This is a genomic window from Gilliamella sp. Choc5-1, assembly GCF_001690595.1.
GTDB lineage: Bacteria > Pseudomonadota > Gammaproteobacteria > Enterobacterales > Orbaceae > Gilliamella > Gilliamella apicola_M.
Genome location: NZ_LZHH01000028.1, coordinates 34,877 through 54,502, shown reverse-complemented (window position 1 = coordinate 54,502; position 19,626 = coordinate 34,877). Strand labels below are relative to the sequence as shown.

21 protein-coding genes and 1 riboswitch are annotated in these 19,626 nt (G+C 33.3%); of the genes, 9 read left to right on the top strand and 12 right to left on the bottom strand.

All coding sequences use genetic code 11. The features are described 5' to 3' along the window. Position 1: 1 nt before the first annotated feature. A riboswitch (PreQ1 riboswitch) is annotated at positions 2–46 on the bottom strand. Positions 47–179: 133 nt separating this feature from the next. Together A9G35_RS02510 and coaA are read right to left on the bottom strand one after the other, a co-directional pair. Next, positions 180–623: a DUF1090 domain-containing protein gene (locus tag A9G35_RS02510; RefSeq protein ID WP_065635532.1), complete on the bottom strand. Its 444-nt coding sequence runs from the start codon at positions 621–623 to the stop codon at positions 180–182. A 16-nt stretch (positions 624–639) separates the two neighbouring features. Beyond that, positions 640–1,575 (bottom strand): type I pantothenate kinase, encoded by a 936-nt coding sequence (gene coaA, locus A9G35_RS02505; RefSeq protein ID WP_065635531.1) that lies wholly within the window; start codon positions 1,573–1,575, stop codon positions 640–642. A 929-nt stretch (positions 1,576–2,504) separates the two neighbouring features. Here coaA and yihI point away from each other — a divergent pair. From yihI to A9G35_RS02490, 3 genes are all read left to right on the top strand, one after another. Continuing rightward, positions 2,505–3,005 carry a Der GTPase-activating protein YihI gene (gene yihI / locus A9G35_RS02500; RefSeq protein WP_065635530.1) on the top strand — a complete coding sequence of 167 codons (501 nt, stop codon included), beginning with the start codon at positions 2,505–2,507 and terminating at the stop codon, positions 3,003–3,005. A 301-nt stretch (positions 3,006–3,306) separates the two neighbouring features. Next, on the top strand, positions 3,307–4,677 hold the full coding sequence (hemN, locus tag A9G35_RS02495; RefSeq protein ID WP_065635529.1) for an oxygen-independent coproporphyrinogen III oxidase: 1,371 nt from the start codon (positions 3,307–3,309) through the stop codon (positions 4,675–4,677). A gap of 213 nt (positions 4,678–4,890) precedes the next feature. Then, complete coding sequence (locus A9G35_RS02490) at positions 4,891–5,646, top strand: hypothetical protein (RefSeq protein WP_141673743.1); 756 nt, start codon at positions 4,891–4,893, stop codon at positions 5,644–5,646. A gap of 172 nt (positions 5,647–5,818) precedes the next feature. Here the strand turns inward: A9G35_RS02490 and rsmC are convergent, their stop codons facing one another. Then, positions 5,819–6,859: a 16S rRNA (guanine(1207)-N(2))-methyltransferase RsmC gene (gene rsmC, locus A9G35_RS02485; RefSeq protein WP_065635527.1), complete on the bottom strand. Its 1,041-nt coding sequence runs from the start codon at positions 6,857–6,859 to the stop codon at positions 5,819–5,821. Between the two features lie 88 nt (positions 6,860–6,947). On the opposite strand from rsmC, the gene A9G35_RS02480 reads away from it, so the two are divergent. The 6 genes from A9G35_RS02480 to cyaY all read left to right on the top strand — a co-directional run bounded on the left by A9G35_RS02480 (position 6,948) and on the right by cyaY (position 10,232). Next, on the top strand, positions 6,948–7,355 hold the full coding sequence (locus tag A9G35_RS02480; protein WP_065635526.1) for a DNA polymerase III subunit psi: 408 nt from the start codon (positions 6,948–6,950) through the stop codon (positions 7,353–7,355). Beyond that, entirely contained in the window at positions 7,324–7,785 is a 462-nt protein-coding gene (rimI, locus tag A9G35_RS02475) for a ribosomal protein S18-alanine N-acetyltransferase (RefSeq protein ID WP_065635525.1), read from the top strand. Before A9G35_RS02480 ends, rimI begins: the two co-directional genes overlap by 32 nt. 23 nt (positions 7,786–7,808) lie before the next feature. Continuing rightward, a complete protein-coding gene (locus tag A9G35_RS02470) occupies positions 7,809–8,444 on the top strand; it encodes a thiamine diphosphokinase (RefSeq protein ID WP_065635524.1) in 636 nt (211 codons plus the stop codon). Positions 8,445–8,522: 78 nt separating this feature from the next. Next, positions 8,523–9,308, top strand: a complete 786-nt coding sequence (locus tag A9G35_RS02465) for a hypothetical protein (RefSeq protein WP_065635523.1) — start codon at positions 8,523–8,525, stop codon at positions 9,306–9,308. Then, the gene (locus A9G35_RS02460) at positions 9,309–9,815 is read left to right on the top strand and encodes a surface-adhesin E family protein (RefSeq protein ID WP_065635522.1); all 507 of its coding nucleotides are present in this window, start codon (positions 9,309–9,311) and stop codon (positions 9,813–9,815) included. It begins immediately after the preceding gene. Between the two features lie 105 nt (positions 9,816–9,920). Further along, positions 9,921–10,232, top strand: a complete 312-nt coding sequence (gene cyaY, locus A9G35_RS02455) for an iron donor protein CyaY (protein ID WP_065635521.1) — start codon at positions 9,921–9,923, stop codon at positions 10,230–10,232. 81 nt (positions 10,233–10,313) lie between these two features. On the opposite strand, the gene uvrD is transcribed toward cyaY, so the two are convergent. From uvrD to A9G35_RS02415, 9 genes are all read right to left on the bottom strand, one after another. Further along, complete coding sequence (gene uvrD / locus A9G35_RS02450; protein WP_065635520.1) at positions 10,314–12,518, bottom strand: DNA helicase II; 2,205 nt, start codon at positions 12,516–12,518, stop codon at positions 10,314–10,316. A gap of 206 nt (positions 12,519–12,724) precedes the next feature. Beyond that, positions 12,725–13,438, bottom strand: coding sequence for a 5-amino-6-(5-phospho-D-ribitylamino)uracil phosphatase YigB (yigB, locus tag A9G35_RS02445; RefSeq protein WP_065635519.1), 714 nt, complete (start codon positions 13,436–13,438; stop codon positions 12,725–12,727). 2 nt (positions 13,439–13,440) lie between these two features. Further along, a complete protein-coding gene (gene xerC, locus A9G35_RS02440; RefSeq protein ID WP_065635518.1) occupies positions 13,441–14,361 on the bottom strand; it encodes a tyrosine recombinase XerC in 921 nt (306 codons plus the stop codon). A gap of 10 nt (positions 14,362–14,371) precedes the next feature. Further along, complete coding sequence (locus A9G35_RS02435) at positions 14,372–15,106, bottom strand: DUF484 family protein (protein ID WP_141673742.1); 735 nt, start codon at positions 15,104–15,106, stop codon at positions 14,372–14,374. Between the two features lie 121 nt (positions 15,107–15,227). Beyond that, the gene (gene dapF / locus A9G35_RS02430; protein WP_065635517.1) at positions 15,228–16,052 is read right to left on the bottom strand and encodes a diaminopimelate epimerase; all 825 of its coding nucleotides are present in this window, start codon (positions 16,050–16,052) and stop codon (positions 15,228–15,230) included. Positions 16,053–16,186: 134 nt separating this feature from the next. Beyond that, positions 16,187–17,440 (bottom strand): diaminopimelate decarboxylase, encoded by a 1,254-nt coding sequence (lysA, locus tag A9G35_RS02425; RefSeq protein WP_065635516.1) that lies wholly within the window; start codon positions 17,438–17,440, stop codon positions 16,187–16,189. After that, on the bottom strand, positions 17,440–17,613 hold the full coding sequence (lptM, locus tag A9G35_RS13350; RefSeq protein WP_176701370.1) for an LPS translocon maturation chaperone LptM: 174 nt from the start codon (positions 17,611–17,613) through the stop codon (positions 17,440–17,442). The genes lysA and lptM overlap by 1 nt, the downstream gene beginning before the upstream one ends. Before the next feature lie 366 nt (positions 17,614–17,979). Continuing rightward, positions 17,980–18,867 carry an L-ribulose-5-phosphate 3-epimerase gene (locus A9G35_RS02420; protein WP_442903162.1) on the bottom strand — a complete coding sequence of 296 codons (888 nt, stop codon included), beginning with the start codon at positions 18,865–18,867 and terminating at the stop codon, positions 17,980–17,982. A gap of 95 nt (positions 18,868–18,962) precedes the next feature. Next, entirely contained in the window at positions 18,963–19,607 is a 645-nt protein-coding gene (locus A9G35_RS02415) for a 3-keto-L-gulonate-6-phosphate decarboxylase UlaD (protein WP_065568886.1), read from the bottom strand. Positions 19,608–19,626 lie beyond the last annotated feature (19 nt).

The following is a 19,626-nucleotide window of genomic DNA, read 5'->3' as shown; positions in this document are numbered from 1 at the left end:
TTTTTCCTTAGTTTTTTAGCGTGGGAGGTTCACGAACCACGTAACAAGACGCACACCATACTCTTTTTAAATAAAAAAGTCTAGTAAGACTAAGGTATTATGCAAAAGACGACATACCCCCATCAATAGTAGTTAGTGATAGGGTTTATGATAAAAACATTATTGTAAAATTAGTACATCTAGCTGTGAGTTGATTTATTTTTTTCAAGTTCTTTATAAAATTCAGCTAATTCAGCCTTAACTTCATTAAGTTCTTGCTTAGCATCAGTTAATTTTGTTTGTTGTTTGGTGATTTTTTGTTTATCACCTTTTGTTTTTGCTTGATCCAATTCTTGGGTTCTTTTGGCCACTTTATCTGTTTTTTCTTGGATCTTTTTCTTATATTTTTCTTCCAAATCATTATTTGAACAATAATTATTAATATCTTCTAATGCCTTTTGAAGACCTTCTACTTTATGGGTATTGGTGTGATTTTTGGCTTGTTCAATTTCGACTTCAATAGCCTGTTTTTTACCTTCACAGGTGAGCCCTTCTACATGGTCAGAGGCATAAACGCCAATTGAAAATGAAATAATCAAAGTGATCATGCTTAATTTGGTCACAGCTTGAATTACTGATTTCATATAAACTCCTATTAATTTATTTTCTTAACTGAATCAAATCAACTTTGTGATCTTTACCTTTAGTTAAAATTAAGCTTGCTCTTTCTCTAGTTGGTAAAATGTTTTCAATTAGATTTAATTCGTTAATTTCGCGCCAAAGGCGATTAGCGATATTGACCGCTTCTTGTTCTGGTAGCTGTGAATAATGGTTAAAATAAGAATTAGGATCACTAAAAGCCCCTGCTCTAAATTTTAAGAATCGATTCACATACCAATCATGTAACAATGACAATTGAGCGTCAACATAAATTGAAAAATCGACATAATCAGATACAAAAACACGGTTATTGGCTTGGGCATAGTTTATGGTACCTTGTAAGACATTTAATCCTTCAAGAATCAAAATATCAGGACTATCGATAACCGTTTCTTCACCTTCAACAATGTCATAAACTAAATGAGAATAAACTGGCGCTTTGACTTTATCTTGTCCTGATTTGACATCAGCAACAAAGTTAATAAGTTTTTTAATGTCATAAGATTGTGGGAATCCTTTTTTATTCATAATCCCACGATCTTCAAGATATTTATTAGGGTATAAAAAGCCATCGGTTGTCACCAATGCGACTTTGCGATGTTCTGGCCAACGAGTTAATAATGCTTGCAATACACGAGCAGTCGTACTTTTACCCACCGCAACACTACCTGCTATACCTATGATGTAAGGAATTTTTTGGCTTTTACCTAAAAATTTGGATAATACCGCCTGCCGACTAAAACTGTTACTAATATAATAATTTAATAATCTTGATAAAGGTAAATAAATGTCACTAACCTCATCGATTGACAGGTCTTCATTAATACCTTGTAAAGAAGTGATCTCTTCCGAAGTTAGCGTCATAGGTACCGCATTACGCAAACTAGCCCATTCTTGGCGATTAAACTGCATATAAGGGCTTAAATGATTTTTCATTTATTGTGTTCTCTAATTAAATCTAACTAATTTATTGGGCACAGATTATACATGAATCTCTTTTTTTACAATCATAAATTATGCATAACGTGTAGCAATTGTTCGCGTTGTTTACAGTAATTTAAAAAATCCCTGTTATAAATATCCATAAAAAATAAAATTAAGGCCTATCATAAACGTGCGATAGACGCTGATACCATAAAGAAAAATAATCGTTACTAATTTGGCCAAACGCATTATGCGTTGCCTGACCATTTATGACGTGCAATAAAACCCAATTCGCATTTTTATCACTTTAAGCAGTAAAAATGAATGTTATAAAACCATCAGTTATAGTTTCAACTATATGATTAAAAATAAATTAACATGAAAAGCTAAAGGCAATAACAAAACCTATCTGTGCGAAATACAACAGACTGATACCTACTGTTTACCTTTACTTAAAAATGAAACGATGCAGCAAACTAGAGAATATTCACTTGATAGTATCTTTTTGATTTTTAATATTTTTATACATAAACGTAGTACACTCCTGAAACTTTTTTACAAAAACACTACTACCTTGATTTATTTAAATAACCTGTGTAATAACCGGTATATCAAGCAAAAATCACTAGCCCACAAACCAATAGAAAAGCCGAAAGCGTGATACGAACTTTGAATTGAGATGTGACATAATCAGCCAATATTTAACGATTCAAAAGAAAAAACAAAATCTTAAATATTTGATTAATTTTTTATAACACCGTTAAACCGCATAAAGCAATTTCAGAAAAAACGCCTTATGCGTTTTAGCGAATTATTTTAATCATGAAGTGTAAACAAATCGACGTTTTCCTACATATAACGTGTCTATCATAGCTATATTTTAGACTTACTGATAAAATAAGCTTATTGATGAGTAACCCTAATATCTAGACCGAGATTGTATGTTAAAAAATAACTCAAAACTAAAATCAAAAAAAAGCCGTCAAGAGATTAATGAAGAGTCTCGTGAACTAAAACGTAAACGTAAGCATAAAGGCTTGCCGAGCGGATCACGTTTTAATAATGGCGAATCCAACAAAAATAAAAACACGTCAAAAGTGATAAAGGATCCTCGTGTTGGTAGCAAAAAACCTATTTCATTGATAGTTGAAGATTCTAGTAATAGAGTAAAACCTGTTAAGCAATCTAAACCAAGTAAAACGTTTTTATCACCACAACAAGAATTAGAACAATTAGAAAACGATCCCAAATTAGATATGTTGCTTGATTTAGTCGAACAAAATAGCCAACTAACTAAAGAGCAACAAGCTTATCTGGACAGTAAATTAAATCGAATCGACGAGTTGATGCAAGAACTTGGTTATACCGATGACGACTTTGATGAGTTTGAAGATCAAGACGAAAAGAAAGAGGATATTGTTAGTTTGTTAAAACGTAACTAATGATAAAATATAAAAATCTGTAATTGTGTTTTTCAATACGGACAACATTTAATTTTAACTGTTCAATGTCTGTCCGCAATTTAGAGTCAATAAATTGATAACCTAAAAGTGAGCGAGCAAATCATAATGCCAATGTTAATTATGTTAAGTTTATATTTTGGGTTATTAATTTGTACATTGTTATATTTAAATAAAACAAGTCGCATCAAAATTAAAACAAAAATTAGAAATCAGCCAAAACCAATATTAAAACAGTATAAAAATAACAACAGTAAACATAGACTTAAACGGAAGTAATTAGATGAGCAATACGCAATTGTGGGATCAAGCATTAATTGAAAAATATAACTATTCTGGTCCAAGATATACCTCTTACCCTACTGCACTTGAATTTAATGAAAATTTTAATGATCAAGATTTTTTATTAGCAGCAACTGCTTACCCTACAAAGCCATTATCGCTTTATGTGCACATTCCGTTTTGCCATAAACTTTGTTATTTTTGTGGTTGTAATAAACTCATTACTCGTCAAACGCAAAAAGTTACCAAATACCTTGATATTTTAGATATTGAAATTGCCGAACGCGCAAAATTATTTAAGAATCGCACAGTGACACAAATGCACTGGGGAGGAGGTACACCAACATTTTTAACAAATGATGAGATATCTCGTTTAATAGCATCATTAAAAAAACACTTTCATTTTGCTAATAACGCTGAACTATCAATCGAAATCGATCCTCGCGAAATTACCCCCGAAACTATCGATCATTTAGCCCATGTTGGCTTTAATCGATTAAGTATGGGAATTCAAGATTTTAATGATGAAATACAAAACTTAATTAATCGAAAGCAGGATGAAAACTTAATTCGCGCACTGATTGAGCAAGCGCGTAAAAATCATTTTCATTCAATTAGTTTAGATCTTATTTATGGTTTACCCAAACAAACCGTTACCGGTTTTACTGAAACGTTAAATAAAGTTATTGCTATTTCACCCGATAGGTTAAGTGTCTTTAATTACGCCCACCTACCTAGCCGTTTTGCAGCACAACGTAAAATTAAAGATGATGATTTGCCTAATGCCAATCAAAAATTGCAAATTTTACAAACCAGTATTGAAAAACTTACTCATGCTGGTTACCAATTTATCGGTATGGATCATTTTGCCAAACCTACTGACGAATTAGCGATTGCCCAACAAGAAAATAAGTTGCACCGTAATTTTCAGGGTTATACCACGCAAGGAGAGGCCGATTTACTTGGACTTGGAGTATCATCTATTAGTATGTTAGGTGATAGTTATGCACAGAATCAAAAAGATCTAAAACAGTATCAAAACCAAGTAGAAAATTTGGGTAATGCATTATGGAAAGGATTTAATTTAAGTTTAGATGATAAAATTCGCCGTGATGTAATTAAACAACTCATCTGCCATTTTTATTTAGATAAAAAAGTCATTGAGCAGCAATATCACATTCAATTTGATGATTATTTTGCTGAAGATTTAAATCTGCTTAAACCATTGCAAAAAGATGGCTTAGTCGCAATTAATGAGCAAGTGATTACAGTCCAACCTAAAGGGCATTTGTTAATACGCAACATTTGCATGTGCTTTGATATTTATATGCGAAAAATGGCACGACAACAGCAGTTTTCTAGGGTTATTTGATTTAAATCAATTTGATTTAATTATAACTAAATATTACAATAAGTTATTCTATATGAATGCAATGAATTTAATAATTTATTGCTATTAAAGATTAACTTTTAAGTTAGTAACTTAGTATTTAATCATTGAGTTTCAATTCTAATAAATAAGGAATATAAAATGGAATTAATAAATAAATTAGTCTAAGTATTTCCTACTCGCCCTTTAAAGGTCATGAGACTAAAACAAGAAGGAAAATTACATCAAATAAGAAGAATACTTGCAACAATAATTTTCTTTGCGTTAGCTATATTTATGGCTGTGCGAAATTATCTAGGATTAATTGATGATTATAGAATATCACGCAATCCCGTTGTGGTCGACTATAAGGTAGAAGGTAAATGTCGAGCAAAACGTATGGTTGATAATTGTTCTGTAAAAATTACTACTGATACCGGAAAAGTAATTGAGCGTAATTACACTTTTCTTGGTGGGAAAAAAGGAAATTATGAAGTTGTAACTGTGGCTTCTGCCGATGATCCATCACTAGTAACAATCGATTTAGCTATTGATAATATGAAGACTCAATTTTTGGGTACTATTTTTCTTATTCTTATTTTTATATTGGTTATATGGATGAGCTTAGGGTGTTTCTTAAGAACACATAAGATGTTAAAAGTCATTGATGAAATTAACGGGAAAAAATTAACTCCAGTTATTGTTCCTATTAAATTAATAACTTATGGTAAAACTATGACAGCTTTATATCGTGCAAATAATGCACAAGGTGTAAATGCTAAATATGCAGCTAATTTTAATAAAGAATCAGACGGTGGACCAATCATTATAGGTGATATAATTAGAAGTAAATGTAATGTCTTGGCTGTAATTGGACAAAATAATTCTGTCCCTATTATTCTTGATGAAAACTTTACGCGCTGTGATTTTACCGATAGTGAAATACAGGCATTAATTGAAGTTCTCTCTTAATACTAATATGATATAAATAATAGTGAAATCAGTTTTAGTCTGATAGTTGTATTTTATAAATATGGCGATAATATCGCCTTATTTTTTAATTTTTTCAGAAGCTATTTTGGCTTATTCTATGAAAGCACTTAAATTAAGCTAATTAGCCTCTAAAAAAGTAAACCTTAACTCATTAATGGCTTGCTAGATAAACCTTAAATTTAGTCGTTTGTGCAATCACCTCAACATTTTTGAATGTTTCATCTAAAATGGTTTGATACGGTAAAAATGAATTTGCCACAATACACAAATAACCGTTTAATTTTAGGTGTTTTTTTGCCTCTTTAATTAGCGTGTTAACCGCGGTGTAATTAGTCTGTTTACCGTCATGAAAAGGTGGATTAGAAACAATTAAATGATATTTATCATTTAGGTTAGAAAAAACATCACTCGCCACAACACTTGCTTTTACGCTGTTGTTATCTAATGTTGCTTGACTTGAGGCAATTGCTGCACTACTTACATCTGATAAAGTTAATGTAATTTCGGGATATAATTTCCCTATAACCGTTGATAATATACCTGATCCACAGCCAACATCTAATACATTACCTTTTATAATGTCTGAATATTCGATTAATGCATTTAAAAGCAGTTCACTACCAGCATCCAAACCTTTTTGGCTAAAAACGCCTGGTAAACTTTTAATTTCGATATCTTGGTTTTCGATCGTTAAATGGTAACTTAACCACCATTCGTTAAGATCAAATGCCAAACGACTTTCAGCTTGAAAGCGGTATAGGCCACAACGCCTTGCACTATCTATTTTTTGGATTATGCCAAATTCATTTAATAACGCTTCAACGCTTTTTACCCCAGTTCTATTTTCACCAATAATAAAAATATCACTTCCTTTTGGCATATTGTTTAATAAATAAGAAAGTTGAAACTGCGCTTCGCTTTTTGTTTTTGGCCAATAGTAAATTAGCGTATCCATACCAACATATAGTTCGGCTTCTGGCAACAATGAAAAATAGGTATACTTACCACGAGCACTATTTTTTAAACGTAAATAAGTATGAAATTGTGTACAATGAATTTTAACTTGATTTGCTGGCATAATAACGGGATAACTGTCTTGAATGTCACCTGCAATGATCACATTTTTATCGTGAAAAAATTCTTGATGACGCTCAAGTACTTGACTTGCTGGAGTAAAAGCGGATGTGGACATATTTCCTCAATGAAAAACCTTTATAAATTGATGCGTTGATTATACAATTAACTATCTTTAATCTCTAATAAAAAACAGTAAGTCGATAATGACGCAACAAGATTGGTATCTAAAACAGTGCAATATTACGCAATATATTTTGCGTAACACAAATGTCTTTAAAGGCGAAATTGCCACTCAAATCAGTGATAAAATCCGTTTGATTGTTGTTGCCAAAGCGCAGCCAACGCAAAAAATCTATTTAGATATATTAAATGCAATTGCTCTTACTCAAGATCAGGTGTTAGTATTAACACCATCGCAACTTATTGTACCAGCAAGTGATATTAAAACCGTAATTTGGTTTATTGATATAAAGCCCGAAGAATCTTGGCAAAATCCATTAACCATTCAAACCACTAGCTTAGAGCAGCTTGCCCAAACACCACAACAAAAACGCCAACTTTGGCAACAATTATGTCAATATGAAGACTATTTCCACCCTGACCGAACATGATTTAACAAAAGCTTTTGAATTAGAGCAAATTTGCCATGCTATTCCTTGGTCAAAACAGATTTTCTTTTCAAACCAAGGCGATCGTTATTTAAATTTTAAAATAACGGTTGATAAACAAATTGTTGGATTTTGTATCTGCCAACAAGCTTTTGATGAAGCTAATCTATTTAATATTGCCATCCATCCCGATTTTAGAAAACAAGGACTGGCAAAAGCTTTGCTCAACCATTTGATAGAAGCGTTAATAGCCATAAAATCACCCTGCCCGATTTCAACGCTTTGGCTTGAAGTTAGACAATCAAATAGCCCTGCAATTGAGCTGTACCATGCACTAGGTTTTAACCAAATAACGGTTCGAAAAAACTATTACCCAACAACCGATGGTCAACAAGAAGATGCTATCATTATGGCCTATACACTTGCTTTATAAACAAATAATAAAAGGAAATGACGATGCAACACACTAACGCACTGTTATTTGTTAATGGTGAACCACCCAAATTTTATCCAAATGATATAGATAGTTATACCTATATTGCTGCAACCGATGGCGCTTATCATAATTATTTATCAACATCATCAATCGAGCCTAATTTTATTATTGGTGATTTGGACAGTTATAACCCTAATAACACAATTCCGTCTAAAACCAAAATCATCCATACTCCCGATCAAAATAAAACTGATTTTGAAAAGGCTATTTTATTTTTAGCTAGTAAAGGAATAACAAAATTTGATATTTATGGTGCTTGTGGTCATGCTAGCGATCATTTTTTGGGAAATATTTCTATCGCAATTAAATATTACTATCAGTATAAAATGACTTTTTATGATAATTATTGCCGTTTTTTTCTTGCCGAACATGAGCAGAAAATCGATAACGTAAAAGATCATATTATTTCATTAATTCCATTTTCTAAAGTAACTCAATTAACTATCTCGGGCGTTCAATACCCTTTAATTAACCAAACACTATCGTTGGAAGGTATGGTTAGCTTACGAAATAAGGCGATTAACGATTTAGTTAAAATATCTTTTAATGAAGGCTATCTAATGGTTTTTATTGAAAATTTACATAATATTAATTGAGATTGACACTGATATTTACAGTACCTTAAAATACCCATCAAAATAATAAATATAATTAATTATAGTAGGATGCTCACCATGCTTTTAAAAAAAAACTCTATACTTGTTTGTGCCTTATTTGTTTCTTGCATATCTTTTGCACAAACTAATAATAAGCAAAGTGAAAAAGATAAGGTAATTGACTCGTTTTTTCAATGTAATAATCAATTCTACAAACAACTTAATAAATATCAAGAGGTAATAAAAAAATACGTAGATTTAGAAACTATACCTAATAATATAACTTATATCCCCGTTGAGTCGATGAAGCAAGCCGATAAAAACAAAATTATGTTTAAAAAACCATTAGAGTATCGAGGATTAAAAATTACTGGTTATCAAAATATTTATATTCCAACCGATTTTTCTGGCCAGCTTTTTTACTGGGGATTTATTTTTGATAATAAAAAAGATGAAGTTAAAAACGCATTAAATAATATTAACTGGCTACCTTATAACACTAATGTTTATATAGCGAATGCTAAAATTTATGACCTGAATGCAAAATTAAAACAATGGCAGGATGACTTTTATGCCATTGACGGAGTCGCACCAAAATTTGGAACAATTAGTAAAGCACTTTATTTAGAAAATTTTGCTAACAATCAAACTAGTGTTTTCTGTTCTCTTCAGGGTGATTTAAAAAAAGAAATCCTTCTTGAAGCTCGTCCAGATTTAAAAATAACCATCGAAAAACAAGAAGCTAAACAACAAGAACTTATTAAAGCATACAAAGAAAAGATGCAAAAAGAAAAAGAAAAACAACGATCTCAACCACAAACTAACACAACAGAAACGATATCAAAAGATGGGGATAATATTTAAATGAAAAAGATCAGTTTATTTTTAATTCTCCTTTCTTTTGCAACATTCAATCATGCACTTGAAGAAGAAATCAACAGCAATGATAAGACAAAAACTTCAATTGAAAGTTTGAAAGATCCTAGAGTAGGTAAACAATTTATTCCTATCTCTAAATCAAAAGAAGATAATATTATTAGTTATTCATTTTTAGATAGACAATCAATTAAACTTCATCCTTTTAATAACAAGATTCGAGTATTTAGTGAAATAACTAATTACAGCCCTGAACTTATACAAAAAAATGATGATGGTACTGAAACACCTTATAATTCTATTAAAATTGATTATTATGCTAACTGCGACAAAATGGAGTTAGCAAAAGGTAAATTAAGTACTATCAAAAATAATTTTGGTGATGGCCCATTAATTAATACAGTTGAAACACTAAACCGTTGGATGACGATAATGCAAGACAACAGACAGTATAAGTTACTTGTTATTGCTTGCTCTTTACCGCTCGCTAATTAATAACTATTAAATCCACACTTATTTTGCTCTAGCCACCTTGCTGTGGCAGAGTATATCCATTTATACTAATATCACACCATGATTTATTAGAATGATTACACTTTTATGAATATTACACAATTCCATACACTTACCGACAAATTATTTAATAAAATCGAGCTATTTTTAGATAATTATGTTGATGAACATGACATTGATTTGGACTATGAAACTAATGGTAATGTTATTACTATTAGTTTTCCTAATGGAAGTAAAATCATTGTTAACACTCAAGAACCCCTTTTCCAGATTTGGTTAGCTACACGTAAGCAAGGTTATCATTTTGATTATGTAAATGATAATTGGGTCTGTAATCGGACTGATAAACCTTTCGAGATAGTCTTTTCTGAATCTGTAAAAGAGCAATCAGCACAATAGCACATATAAAAACGGGAATTTAACTATAAATTCCCGTTTAATTATAAAATGTTATAAAATAGCTCAATACAGTCTACAATTTTACAATAAAGTTAGATTTGCCAATTTAATAACTAGCCATTTAATTCCTTCATTAACAAAAGCAATTTGGGCTCTCCTATGATCGCCATCACCATCAATACTAACAATAGTTCCTTCACCAAAACGGCTATGTAGCACTTTACGACCTAATCTATAACCATCATCATTTTGGCGAGCTTTTTTAGGATAAGATTTTTTAGGGTCATTATATTCTTTTCGATCAGATACCCTAATAAAGTCTTGATGGCTGATTTCGTTTAATGCATCAACGGGTAACTCATTTAAAAACCGCGAAGGTAAATTGCGCTCTTCACGCCCATATAGGCGCCTTATCTGAGCTAATGATAGTGTTAAGCGTTTACGTGCTCGAGTAATACCAACATAAGCAAGACGACGCTCTTCTTCCATTTTTTCAGGGTCTTGTGCTGATCGTTGATCTGGAAATACGCCATCTTCTAGTCCAACAATAAATACATTATCAAATTCAAGCCCTTTTGCTGAATGCAAAGTCATTAATTGAATTGAATTTTGTTCATTAATCACATCACGGCTTTCTAGCGAGGTATATGCTAAAAATGATTCTAAAACAGTCAATGTTTTACCCGTTTCATTATCTTGGATAATTGTATTTTCATTAGAATGATGAAACTGCTCAGCAGCCGATACCAATTCTTCAAGATTTTCTAGCCTTGATTGTCCTTTAATACCGGGTTCCTGTTCGTACATTTGTAATATACCCGATAGTTTAATAATCATATCAAGTTGTTTATAAACTGGTTGCGATTCCACTTTATCAAAGATAAATTCCATTAAATCTAAAAAGCGACTTAAGCCAGAGCATTGTCTTTCGCTCAATGCATTGGTTTGAATAAGCATTAAACAGGCATCCCATAATGAAATACTATGTTGCTTGGCGACGGTTCTAACTCTATCTAATGTAATAGTGCCAATCCCACGCGTTGGAGTATTAATCACCGCTTCAAATGCCATATCATTGTTGTGATCATGTAATAGTCGTAAATAGGCAAGTGCTAATTTGACTTCTTGTCGTTCATAAAAGCGAATTGAGCCATAAATTTGGTAAGGTAATCCCGCTTGTAATAATGTATCTTCAAATATACGTGATTGCGCATTACTGCGATACAAAATAGCACAGCTTGAGTAATTATCACCCTCTTGATGGCGCTTTTTAATTTGACCTGTAACAAACCTTGCCTCATCAATATCATTATAACCAATATAAAGCAAAATCTGTTCACCATCACCGCTATCTGTCCATAAATTTTTACCCAACCGCTTGCTATTTTGTGCTATCAACTTATTTGCAGCATCTAAAATATTATTAGTTGAACGGTAATTTTGTTCTAATCGAATAATTTCGGTTTCAGGATAATCATTGATAAACAATTGAAGATTATCCGCATTAGCTCCACGCCAACTATAGATAGATTGGTCATCATCCCCCACAATCATCACATTAGCGGTATTACCTGCCAATTTTTTTACCAATCGGTACTGAATCTTGTTCGTATCTTGAAACTCATCAATTAAAATATTACAAAAGCGACGGTGACAATAATTTAAAACTTCTTGATTTTGACAAAGGAGTTCGTAAGTTCTTAGAATTAACTCCGAAAAATCAAGATAACCAAGCTTATCACAAATGACTTGATAATCGTGATAAATCCTTTGCCACATAACTTGTTTTGGATCTTCAGGAACAATGTCATCTGCACGAAGCCCCTTTTCTTTCTGAGTAGAAATAAAGGCAGCACACTGCTTAGCTGACCACTGCTTCTCATCGATTTTCAGCTCACGAAAAATTCGTTTAATAAGGCGAACTTGATCTTCCGTATCAATTAATTGAAAATTAGGTGGCAATTTAGCTTGCTCTGAAAACATACGCAATAAGCGATGAGCCAAACCATGAAAAGTACCCACCCACATGCCATTAAAATAACCTTCGCCAACTAATGCTTGAATACGCTCCTGCATTTCAGCAGCCGCTTTATTGGTAAAGGTAACGGCAAAAATTGAACTTGGGGAATATTGCTTTTCAATACAAAGCCAAGCAATACGATGAACTAAAACGCGAGTTTTACCACTCCCTGCACCAGCAAGAACAATGGTATATTGATTATCAGTGGTGGTGGCATTTTTTTGCTCGGTGTTTAGCTCATCTAATAATGATTGACTAGTTTCCATTATATTCAAACCTATTTTGATAACAAAAAACACTAACCAACATTAATGTTGAAAATGTTAATATTTTTATCATATTTAAAGATATTTGGTTGACTGTAATCAAACAGGAATATAAAAACAAAACTATTAAGCGCAACACACCGTTACACTTAACACAATTTATCTTTATATAGGCTTACTGTCCATCTATACAGGTAAAGGTAAGATTATAGCAGATTATCCAATTCTAGCAATTGAGTTATTTCCATATGAGGTAAACATCTTGCATCATCAAGTTGAAAAATGTCACACTTATAGATATTAATAAAACAAGCTAAGAAGCCATTGTTGATAGCACCATTAACATCAGTCAATAGATTATCGCCTACATGTAAAATATGTTGTGATGGAATAGCTAACTTGTCAGAAGCTAAATCAAAAATCTCGGGAAACGGTTTTGAACGCCCATGTTCACCACCACGCAATGAAAATTGAAAATAATCCCCTAAACCAATTTGATTAATATCTACGTTTCCATTAGTGATTACTGCCAAAGGGTATTTCGTAGCTAATTTTGTCAATAACGTATGTGTTGATTCTGGAACTTGCATTTTGTGCCGCCAAAAATTAAAGCATGATATTGATTCATCAATAATATCTGCAAATTTTTGTACTGGAATATCAGTTTTATTTAACAGCGATTTGATAGTTTGAAATCGCCAAACATTAACATCGTGATAAATTTCGGGATGAGATAAAAGCACAGTGTGCTTTTCGGCCAAATACTTGGATATTGTAAGCGTATGCAATTGCTCATAATTTTGGAGTATTTTGACCATTTCTTGTTCCGCTTTTTCAACAATCATGCTGTTATCGTATAACGTGTCATCGAGATCGAAAGTCAATGCTTTAATCGTATTAATAGATCGATAAAAGTGCATCGTTATTTTCTCCTTTTAGCTCGTGGATGGGCTGAATCATAAACTTCTGATAGGTGTGCAAAATCCAAATGTGTATAAACTTGGGTCGTTGATAAATCAGCATGTCCAAGCAACTCTTGTACTGCGCGTAAATCACCACTTGATTCTAGCATATGAGTTGCAAAAGAATGGCGTAATTTATGGGGATGAACATGACTGTTTAGTCCTTGTTTAACACCCCACTGAGCAAACCGTTTTTCAACATTTCGCGGTGAAATACGCTTACCTAATTTAGAAATAAATAAAGCATCATCTTGTGGTGCCAAAAAATCTCGCATTGACAACCAGTGTTTAATCCATTTGATCGATTCTCGGCCTAATGGCAATTTTCGCTCTTTATTCCCCTTACCCATTACACGAATTTCACCATCAACAAGATTCAATTCTCGACAGTTAAGGCCGACTAATTCAGAAAGGCGTAACCCAGAACCATACATCACTTCAAGCATAGCTCTGTCACGAACAGAAAGGGGATCGTTATGATCAATATCAAGCAATTGATTAATTTCGTCAATATCAATGTTTTTTGGTAAGTGTTGACCTAATTTTGGATTTAGCACACCTCGAGCTGGATTGGCAGTAAGTAGTTCATTTTTAACCATCCAATCGCAAAAGCTCCGCAATGCCGATAATCTTAATGATAAGCTTCTTGCCTGTAAACCAGTGCGTTTACTACGACTAATCAATAATCTTACCGCAGATGAGTCTAAATCTTGCCATGTTGATAATTCTATCTCTTTCGCTAACAAAATAAGTGCATACAGCTGTCTTTGATAATTAATTTGAGTATTTAAGCTGAGCTGTCGTTCTGACTTTAAATAATTTAAAAACTGATCAACAGGTAATGTTAATGCAGTATTGTCATTTTGATTAGGCTGTTCCATGAGGGGATCCTTATTTTTTTCGCATAATCCATTTGCTAATTAAAATAGGTAAAATTTCACTCATTTTTTCAAGTAATAATGTTCCTTGCCTAGCTTGGTAATGTTGTGGATTAGCGCTAGTAAACATTAACAATCCTAAATCACCAAATTGCCCTAATAAAGATAAAGCAACCGATCCAACATAACCATGTTTAGGTAACAAAAAATCAAGTTCAGTTGAATTTAATGGTCCTAAATATTGTTGGTTATACTGTAAGTGCCTAACACGAATAAAATCGAATTGTGATGGATTTAACGCTAAATGATGATAATTTGATGGTGCACTAAGCAACCATTTATCATCAAAAAGATACAAATAAGCACCGCTAAGACCTAACGATTTTGCCCATGTATTTAATAAAGCTATCAATTGATTTAGATCCTGAGCTTTAATCAACTCAATTTGCAAATCCATTAGTTGATTAAACAGCAATTCATTGGCGCTAGCATGCTCCATTAATAACGATATTTCACACTCTAGCTGATTAATTTTGTTACGCTGACGAGCCATATTCCATTCAGGTAACGAAATTATTCCCCTTACGGGATGCGGCACTCGCATACATTCAACATGTCTAGCATTTCGTATAAAAAAATCTGGGTTATCAATAAGATATTGCGCCACAATTTCGTCATTTAACTTTACTGATGAAGGCTTTTGTTGAGCTTTTTTATCTTTTAAATTTCGTATATTTTCACCAACCATAATTAACGTCTATTATATTATCGTATTATCACATTACGTTATGTTTCTACTGCTTTTTTGCTTTGCTATTTTTTATCAATTCAACCAACAAATGCAGGTACTATCGATGATGATATGGCAGTTAAATTGCAATAAAACCATCATAAACATGTGTTGCAGGTCCTGTCATATAAAGTGGTTGATTACTACCTTGCCATTCGATCAATAATTTACCACCTGGTAAATTAACATTAACGCATTCATTTAATAAACCTTGTTTGATACCAACTGCAACTGCTGCACAAGCACCAGTGCCACAAGCTTGTGTTTCGCCAACACCTCGTTCAAAGACGCGTAAATTAATGTTATTGCGATCAATAATATGCATAAATCCAATATTGGCCCGTTCAGGAAAACGCTCATGCTGCTCTAACAGTGGCCCAAGCGTTGCAACTTGTGCTGTTACAATGTTCTCAACTTGAATCACACAATGAGGATTCCCCATAGAAGCAACACCACATAATACGGTTTGTTCTTGTGCACGAATGATATAAGTCTTTTCTTCTTTGATAGCTTTGAAAGGGATTTTACTGGGTTCAAAAATAGGCTCCCCCATATTAACTCGTACAGTTTCGTCCGCATTAACCGTTAAAACAATATTACCTTTCATTGTACTAACTTTTAATACCCGTTTGCGGGTCAATCCTTTTAAACGAACAAAACGCGCAAAACAGCGTGCACCATTACCGCATTGCTCAACCTCGGAACCATCAGAATTAAAAATACGATAATGAAAATCACTATCTGGCACATAAGGTGGCTCAACAATAAGCAATTGGTCAAACCCAACACCCGTGTACCTATCTGCCATGCGTTTAATCATTTCAGTAGAAAGATGAACATTTTGCGTTACGGCATCAATAACCATAAAATCATTCCCGAGCCCATGCATTTTTGAAAAGTTCATCGTTAGTTTACCTTCTATTGTCAAACGTTTTATTTTATTACGTGTTACTTTCAGCTTCACTGTTAACCAGAATCGACTAAAAACCAGAAATACAGCTATTATTTATTAAACATTTCCAACACAATTTATCAATATTATAAAACCGACTCACCACGCCATAAATCGTCAAAGGATTCTCGCTGACGAATTAATTTATGCTGTTGTTCATCAATGATCATCACTTCCGCAGGCCTTGGATGACTATTATAATTTGATGCCATACTAAAGCCATAAGCACCCGCACTGCAAATAACAAGCAAATCATCTTGCTTAACTGAAAGTTCTCGCCGATAAGCCAAAACATCGCTTGATTCACAAATCGGACCAACGACGTTATATATAAAAATTTCATCGCCAGATTTTGGTTGTCTTTCAGGTAAAACATTCATCCAAGCATCATAAAGTGCTGGGCGAATTAAGTCGTTCATGCCAGCATCAACAATCGCAAAATGGTTACCCTCTTGATGTTTGGTATATTCAACCTTAGTAATTAACACGCCTGAATTAGCCACAATTGATCGCCCTGGTTCAAACAAAATTTCAATATCGGGGTAGTTGATCAATTTGTTTTTCAATTCTGTCACAAGTTGCGATGGCGTTGGTGGTTGTTCGTTATCATAACAAACGCCTAATCCACCCCCAAGATCAATATGCTCAATGGTAATATTATCAGCTTGCAGTTTGTCCACTAAAGCAAGTATACGATCAGTAGCATCAATAAACGGCGATAATTGCGTTAACTGCGAGCCAATATGACAATCAATACCAACAATATTAATATTTGTTAATGCACGGGCACTTTGATAAACCGATAATGCTAACTGATAGCTAATCCCAAATTTGTTTTCGCGTAGACCTGTTGAAATATAAGGATGCGTTTTAGCATCTACATCTGGGTTGATTCTTAATGAAATTGGTGCAATTTTATTTAACCTTTTAGCAACTTCATCAATTCGATATAATTCAGCCTCTGACTCAACATTAAAACATTTAATTCCGACCTCAAGCGCACGCTCAATTTCAATTATTGATTTAGCAACACCTGAAAAGACAATTTTTTGGGGATCGGCACCTGCTTTTAATACTCGTTCTAACTCACCTTGTGAAACAATATCAAAACCAGCACCTAATTTTGCAAGCAAACTTAAAACAGCTAAATTGCTATTTGCTTTAACGGCATAACAGATTAAATGATTTGTATTAACCAAGGCCTGTTCATAGGCTAAAAACTGCTCACGAATATGATTGGCTGAATAGACATATAAAGGGGTACCATACTGCTTAGCAAGATCTGCTATCGCTATTTGACTAGCAAATAAGCGATCATGTTGATAATTTAAAAAATCCATCACTTTATTCCATTATGCAATTTAAATAAATCAGATTGAATTGAAGCAGTTGTTAGTTTTGTTTGTTGCATTGCTGCTTTTTCAACTGGATTATAAAGCGGGCCTTTTAAACCACATCCGACTAATGCCAATGTAACAAAACAGATAGAGAGTAATTTTATAGTTGATCTCATACAATATTCGCAATTCTTTCCATTTTTTATAATACTATCTATATTACACGATAGGCACAATGCTGCAAAGCGCAAATCATCATGTATTATCAAATAGATGCGGGATAGTAGTTTGTCAAATCCATCACAATGTTTACAGTAACTCAATAAATTACTGTAGTGAATATACATAAAAACAGAACTTACACCGTATCACAGACAAGAAATATAGCATTTATATCATAAAAAAATAATCATTATCGATTTAGCTAAGCTTTTTACAGTGGTTCAACTATTTATAACGTGTTATAAAACCATAGGAATACTCCACCATAAAATTATTTTAGTGGAGCTTGATTTTTTTTATTTGTGGATGGTGAATTATCATTAATTATTAAGAACTGAAAATAAAGGATAATTGTTTTTTTCACCTATTTTTTTTAAGTGGTTTTGGGCAGTAATTATGTTATCTTGCCATTTTTCATCTTTTGCCCACATTTCTATTACCAATGGTGCAACATAATTCATAGTGCGAAGTGTTGCAAAAATAGCGGCAAAATCAACTTCACCTTCACCAATGACTAGATCCCTAAATTGCCCAGAATAATCAGCTTTAACTTTAAATGTGTCTTTTAGATGAATTTGGACAATATGGTCACGACTTAACATAAGTTCAGTGCAAGTATCATAATTCCAACCAGTAATATTTCCAACATCAGGGTAAGCCATAAAGTAAGGAGAATCGATATTTTTTTTGAGGATTTCGAATTTGCTTAAACTGTTAAGATACGGCGTATCCATAATTTCAACCGCTAACATTACCCCTGCTCGTTCTGCTTGCTTAACTGCCCACTGCATACCTTGAATAAAACGCTGATGCGTTTGTAAGTCAGCAGGTTCATAATAAACATCATAGCCAGCAAGTTGGATCACTCTTATTCCTAACTTATAAGCTAGCGTAATGGCTTTGTCCATAATGATTTGGGCTTCACTACGGATATCATTATTGGCTGAACCAAATGGATATTTACGATGTGCGCTTAAGCACATGGAATGTAGAGGAATTCCGATTTTTTCGCATTGATGTCTGAGTGAATAGATCTCATCGTCAGACCAATCTAATCTGGCGCGACGTTCATCCGATTCATCGATAGAAATTTCAATGAAATCAAATCCTAAATCTTTAGTTACTTGTAATTTATCTTGCCATAATAGCTGGTTAGGTAGGGCTTTTTCATAAATACCAATACGAGGCGTATTTTGGGGTTGATACAGTTTTTTTGATATATTTTTACTTTGTGGCATGGCGATAACCTATTTTTTATATGAAAAGAAACCATGTAGCCGATTTGTTCAGCTACATGTGGTTGTTACCAATATTTTGCGATCTGCTCTCTTAATGCTTGTGCCGTTTTTTGACCGTTTTCGTTAGCCAGCGCACGACCGGCAATAAAGGCTTTGGTTTTTATGCCTGCAAATAGATGAATATCTTCTGGCACAATTCCACCAGTAATTGATAGTTCAAGCCCTAAATCAGACAATTGACGCATTTTAATTATATCATCTTCACCCCAACCAATACCTGCTAATTCTGCATCACGAGAGCGATGGTATATCGCTTGCTTAATGCCAAGTTTTCGCCAAGCTCTGGCATCATCTAAAGTCCAATGGCCATACAATTCGATTTGAATTTCACCATTAAATTCATCAGCCACTTTTTTACATGCTTCTACAGTTGCAATATGAGCTGCAGCTGATACGGTTAACCAATTGGCTCCAGCTGAAAACGCCATTTTTGCCAATATCGCTCCTCCATCAGTGGTTTTTAAATCACACACTAAAATGTGATTTGGGTAGAGTTCTCTTAACCGTTTTACACTTTGCATACCCGCGGCAAAGGCAAGAATGGTGCCAACTTCAATAATATCAACAAACCCTGCTACATTTTTTGCCACATCTAGTGCAGGTGTTAATTCAGTTTGATCTAATGCTATTTGTAATTTAGGTGCTGTCATGTTGTTCTCCTTAATATTT

Coding starts and splice junctions, on each gene's coding strand:
- A9G35_RS02510 (WP_065635532.1), bottom strand. CDS start 623: ATGAAATCAGTAATTCAAGCTGTGACCAAATTAAGCATGATCACTTTG.
- coaA (WP_065635531.1), bottom strand. CDS start 1,575: ATGAAAAATCATTTAAGCCCTTATATGCAGTTTAATCGCCAAGAATGG.
- yihI (WP_065635530.1), top strand. CDS start 2,505: ATGTTAAAAAATAACTCAAAACTAAAATCAAAAAAAAGCCGTCAAGAG.
- hemN (WP_065635529.1), top strand. CDS start 3,307: ATGAGCAATACGCAATTGTGGGATCAAGCATTAATTGAAAAATATAAC.
- A9G35_RS02490 (WP_141673743.1), top strand. CDS start 4,891: ATGAGACTAAAACAAGAAGGAAAATTACATCAAATAAGAAGAATACTT.
- rsmC (WP_065635527.1), bottom strand. CDS start 6,859: ATGTCCACATCCGCTTTTACTCCAGCAAGTCAAGTACTTGAGCGTCAT.
- A9G35_RS02480 (WP_065635526.1), top strand. CDS start 6,948: ATGACGCAACAAGATTGGTATCTAAAACAGTGCAATATTACGCAATAT.
- rimI (WP_065635525.1), top strand. CDS start 7,324: ATGAAGACTATTTCCACCCTGACCGAACATGATTTAACAAAAGCTTTT.
- A9G35_RS02470 (WP_065635524.1), top strand. CDS start 7,809: ATGCAACACACTAACGCACTGTTATTTGTTAATGGTGAACCACCCAAA.
- A9G35_RS02465 (WP_065635523.1), top strand. CDS start 8,523: ATGCTTTTAAAAAAAAACTCTATACTTGTTTGTGCCTTATTTGTTTCT.
- A9G35_RS02460 (WP_065635522.1), top strand. CDS start 9,309: ATGAAAAAGATCAGTTTATTTTTAATTCTCCTTTCTTTTGCAACATTC.
- cyaY (WP_065635521.1), top strand. CDS start 9,921: ATGAATATTACACAATTCCATACACTTACCGACAAATTATTTAATAAA.
- uvrD (WP_065635520.1), bottom strand. CDS start 12,518: ATGGAAACTAGTCAATCATTATTAGATGAGCTAAACACCGAGCAAAAA.
- yigB (WP_065635519.1), bottom strand. CDS start 13,438: ATGCACTTTTATCGATCTATTAATACGATTAAAGCATTGACTTTCGAT.
- xerC (WP_065635518.1), bottom strand. CDS start 14,361: ATGGAACAGCCTAATCAAAATGACAATACTGCATTAACATTACCTGTT.
- A9G35_RS02435 (WP_141673742.1), bottom strand. CDS start 15,106: ATGGTTGGTGAAAATATACGAAATTTAAAAGATAAAAAAGCTCAACAA.
- dapF (WP_065635517.1), bottom strand. CDS start 16,052: ATGAACTTTTCAAAAATGCATGGGCTCGGGAATGATTTTATGGTTATT.
- lysA (WP_065635516.1), bottom strand. CDS start 17,440: ATGGATTTTTTAAATTATCAACATGATCGCTTATTTGCTAGTCAAATA.
- lptM (WP_176701370.1), bottom strand. CDS start 17,613: ATGAGATCAACTATAAAATTACTCTCTATCTGTTTTGTTACATTGGCA.
- A9G35_RS02415 (WP_065568886.1), bottom strand. CDS start 19,607: ATGACAGCACCTAAATTACAAATAGCATTAGATCAAACTGAATTAACA.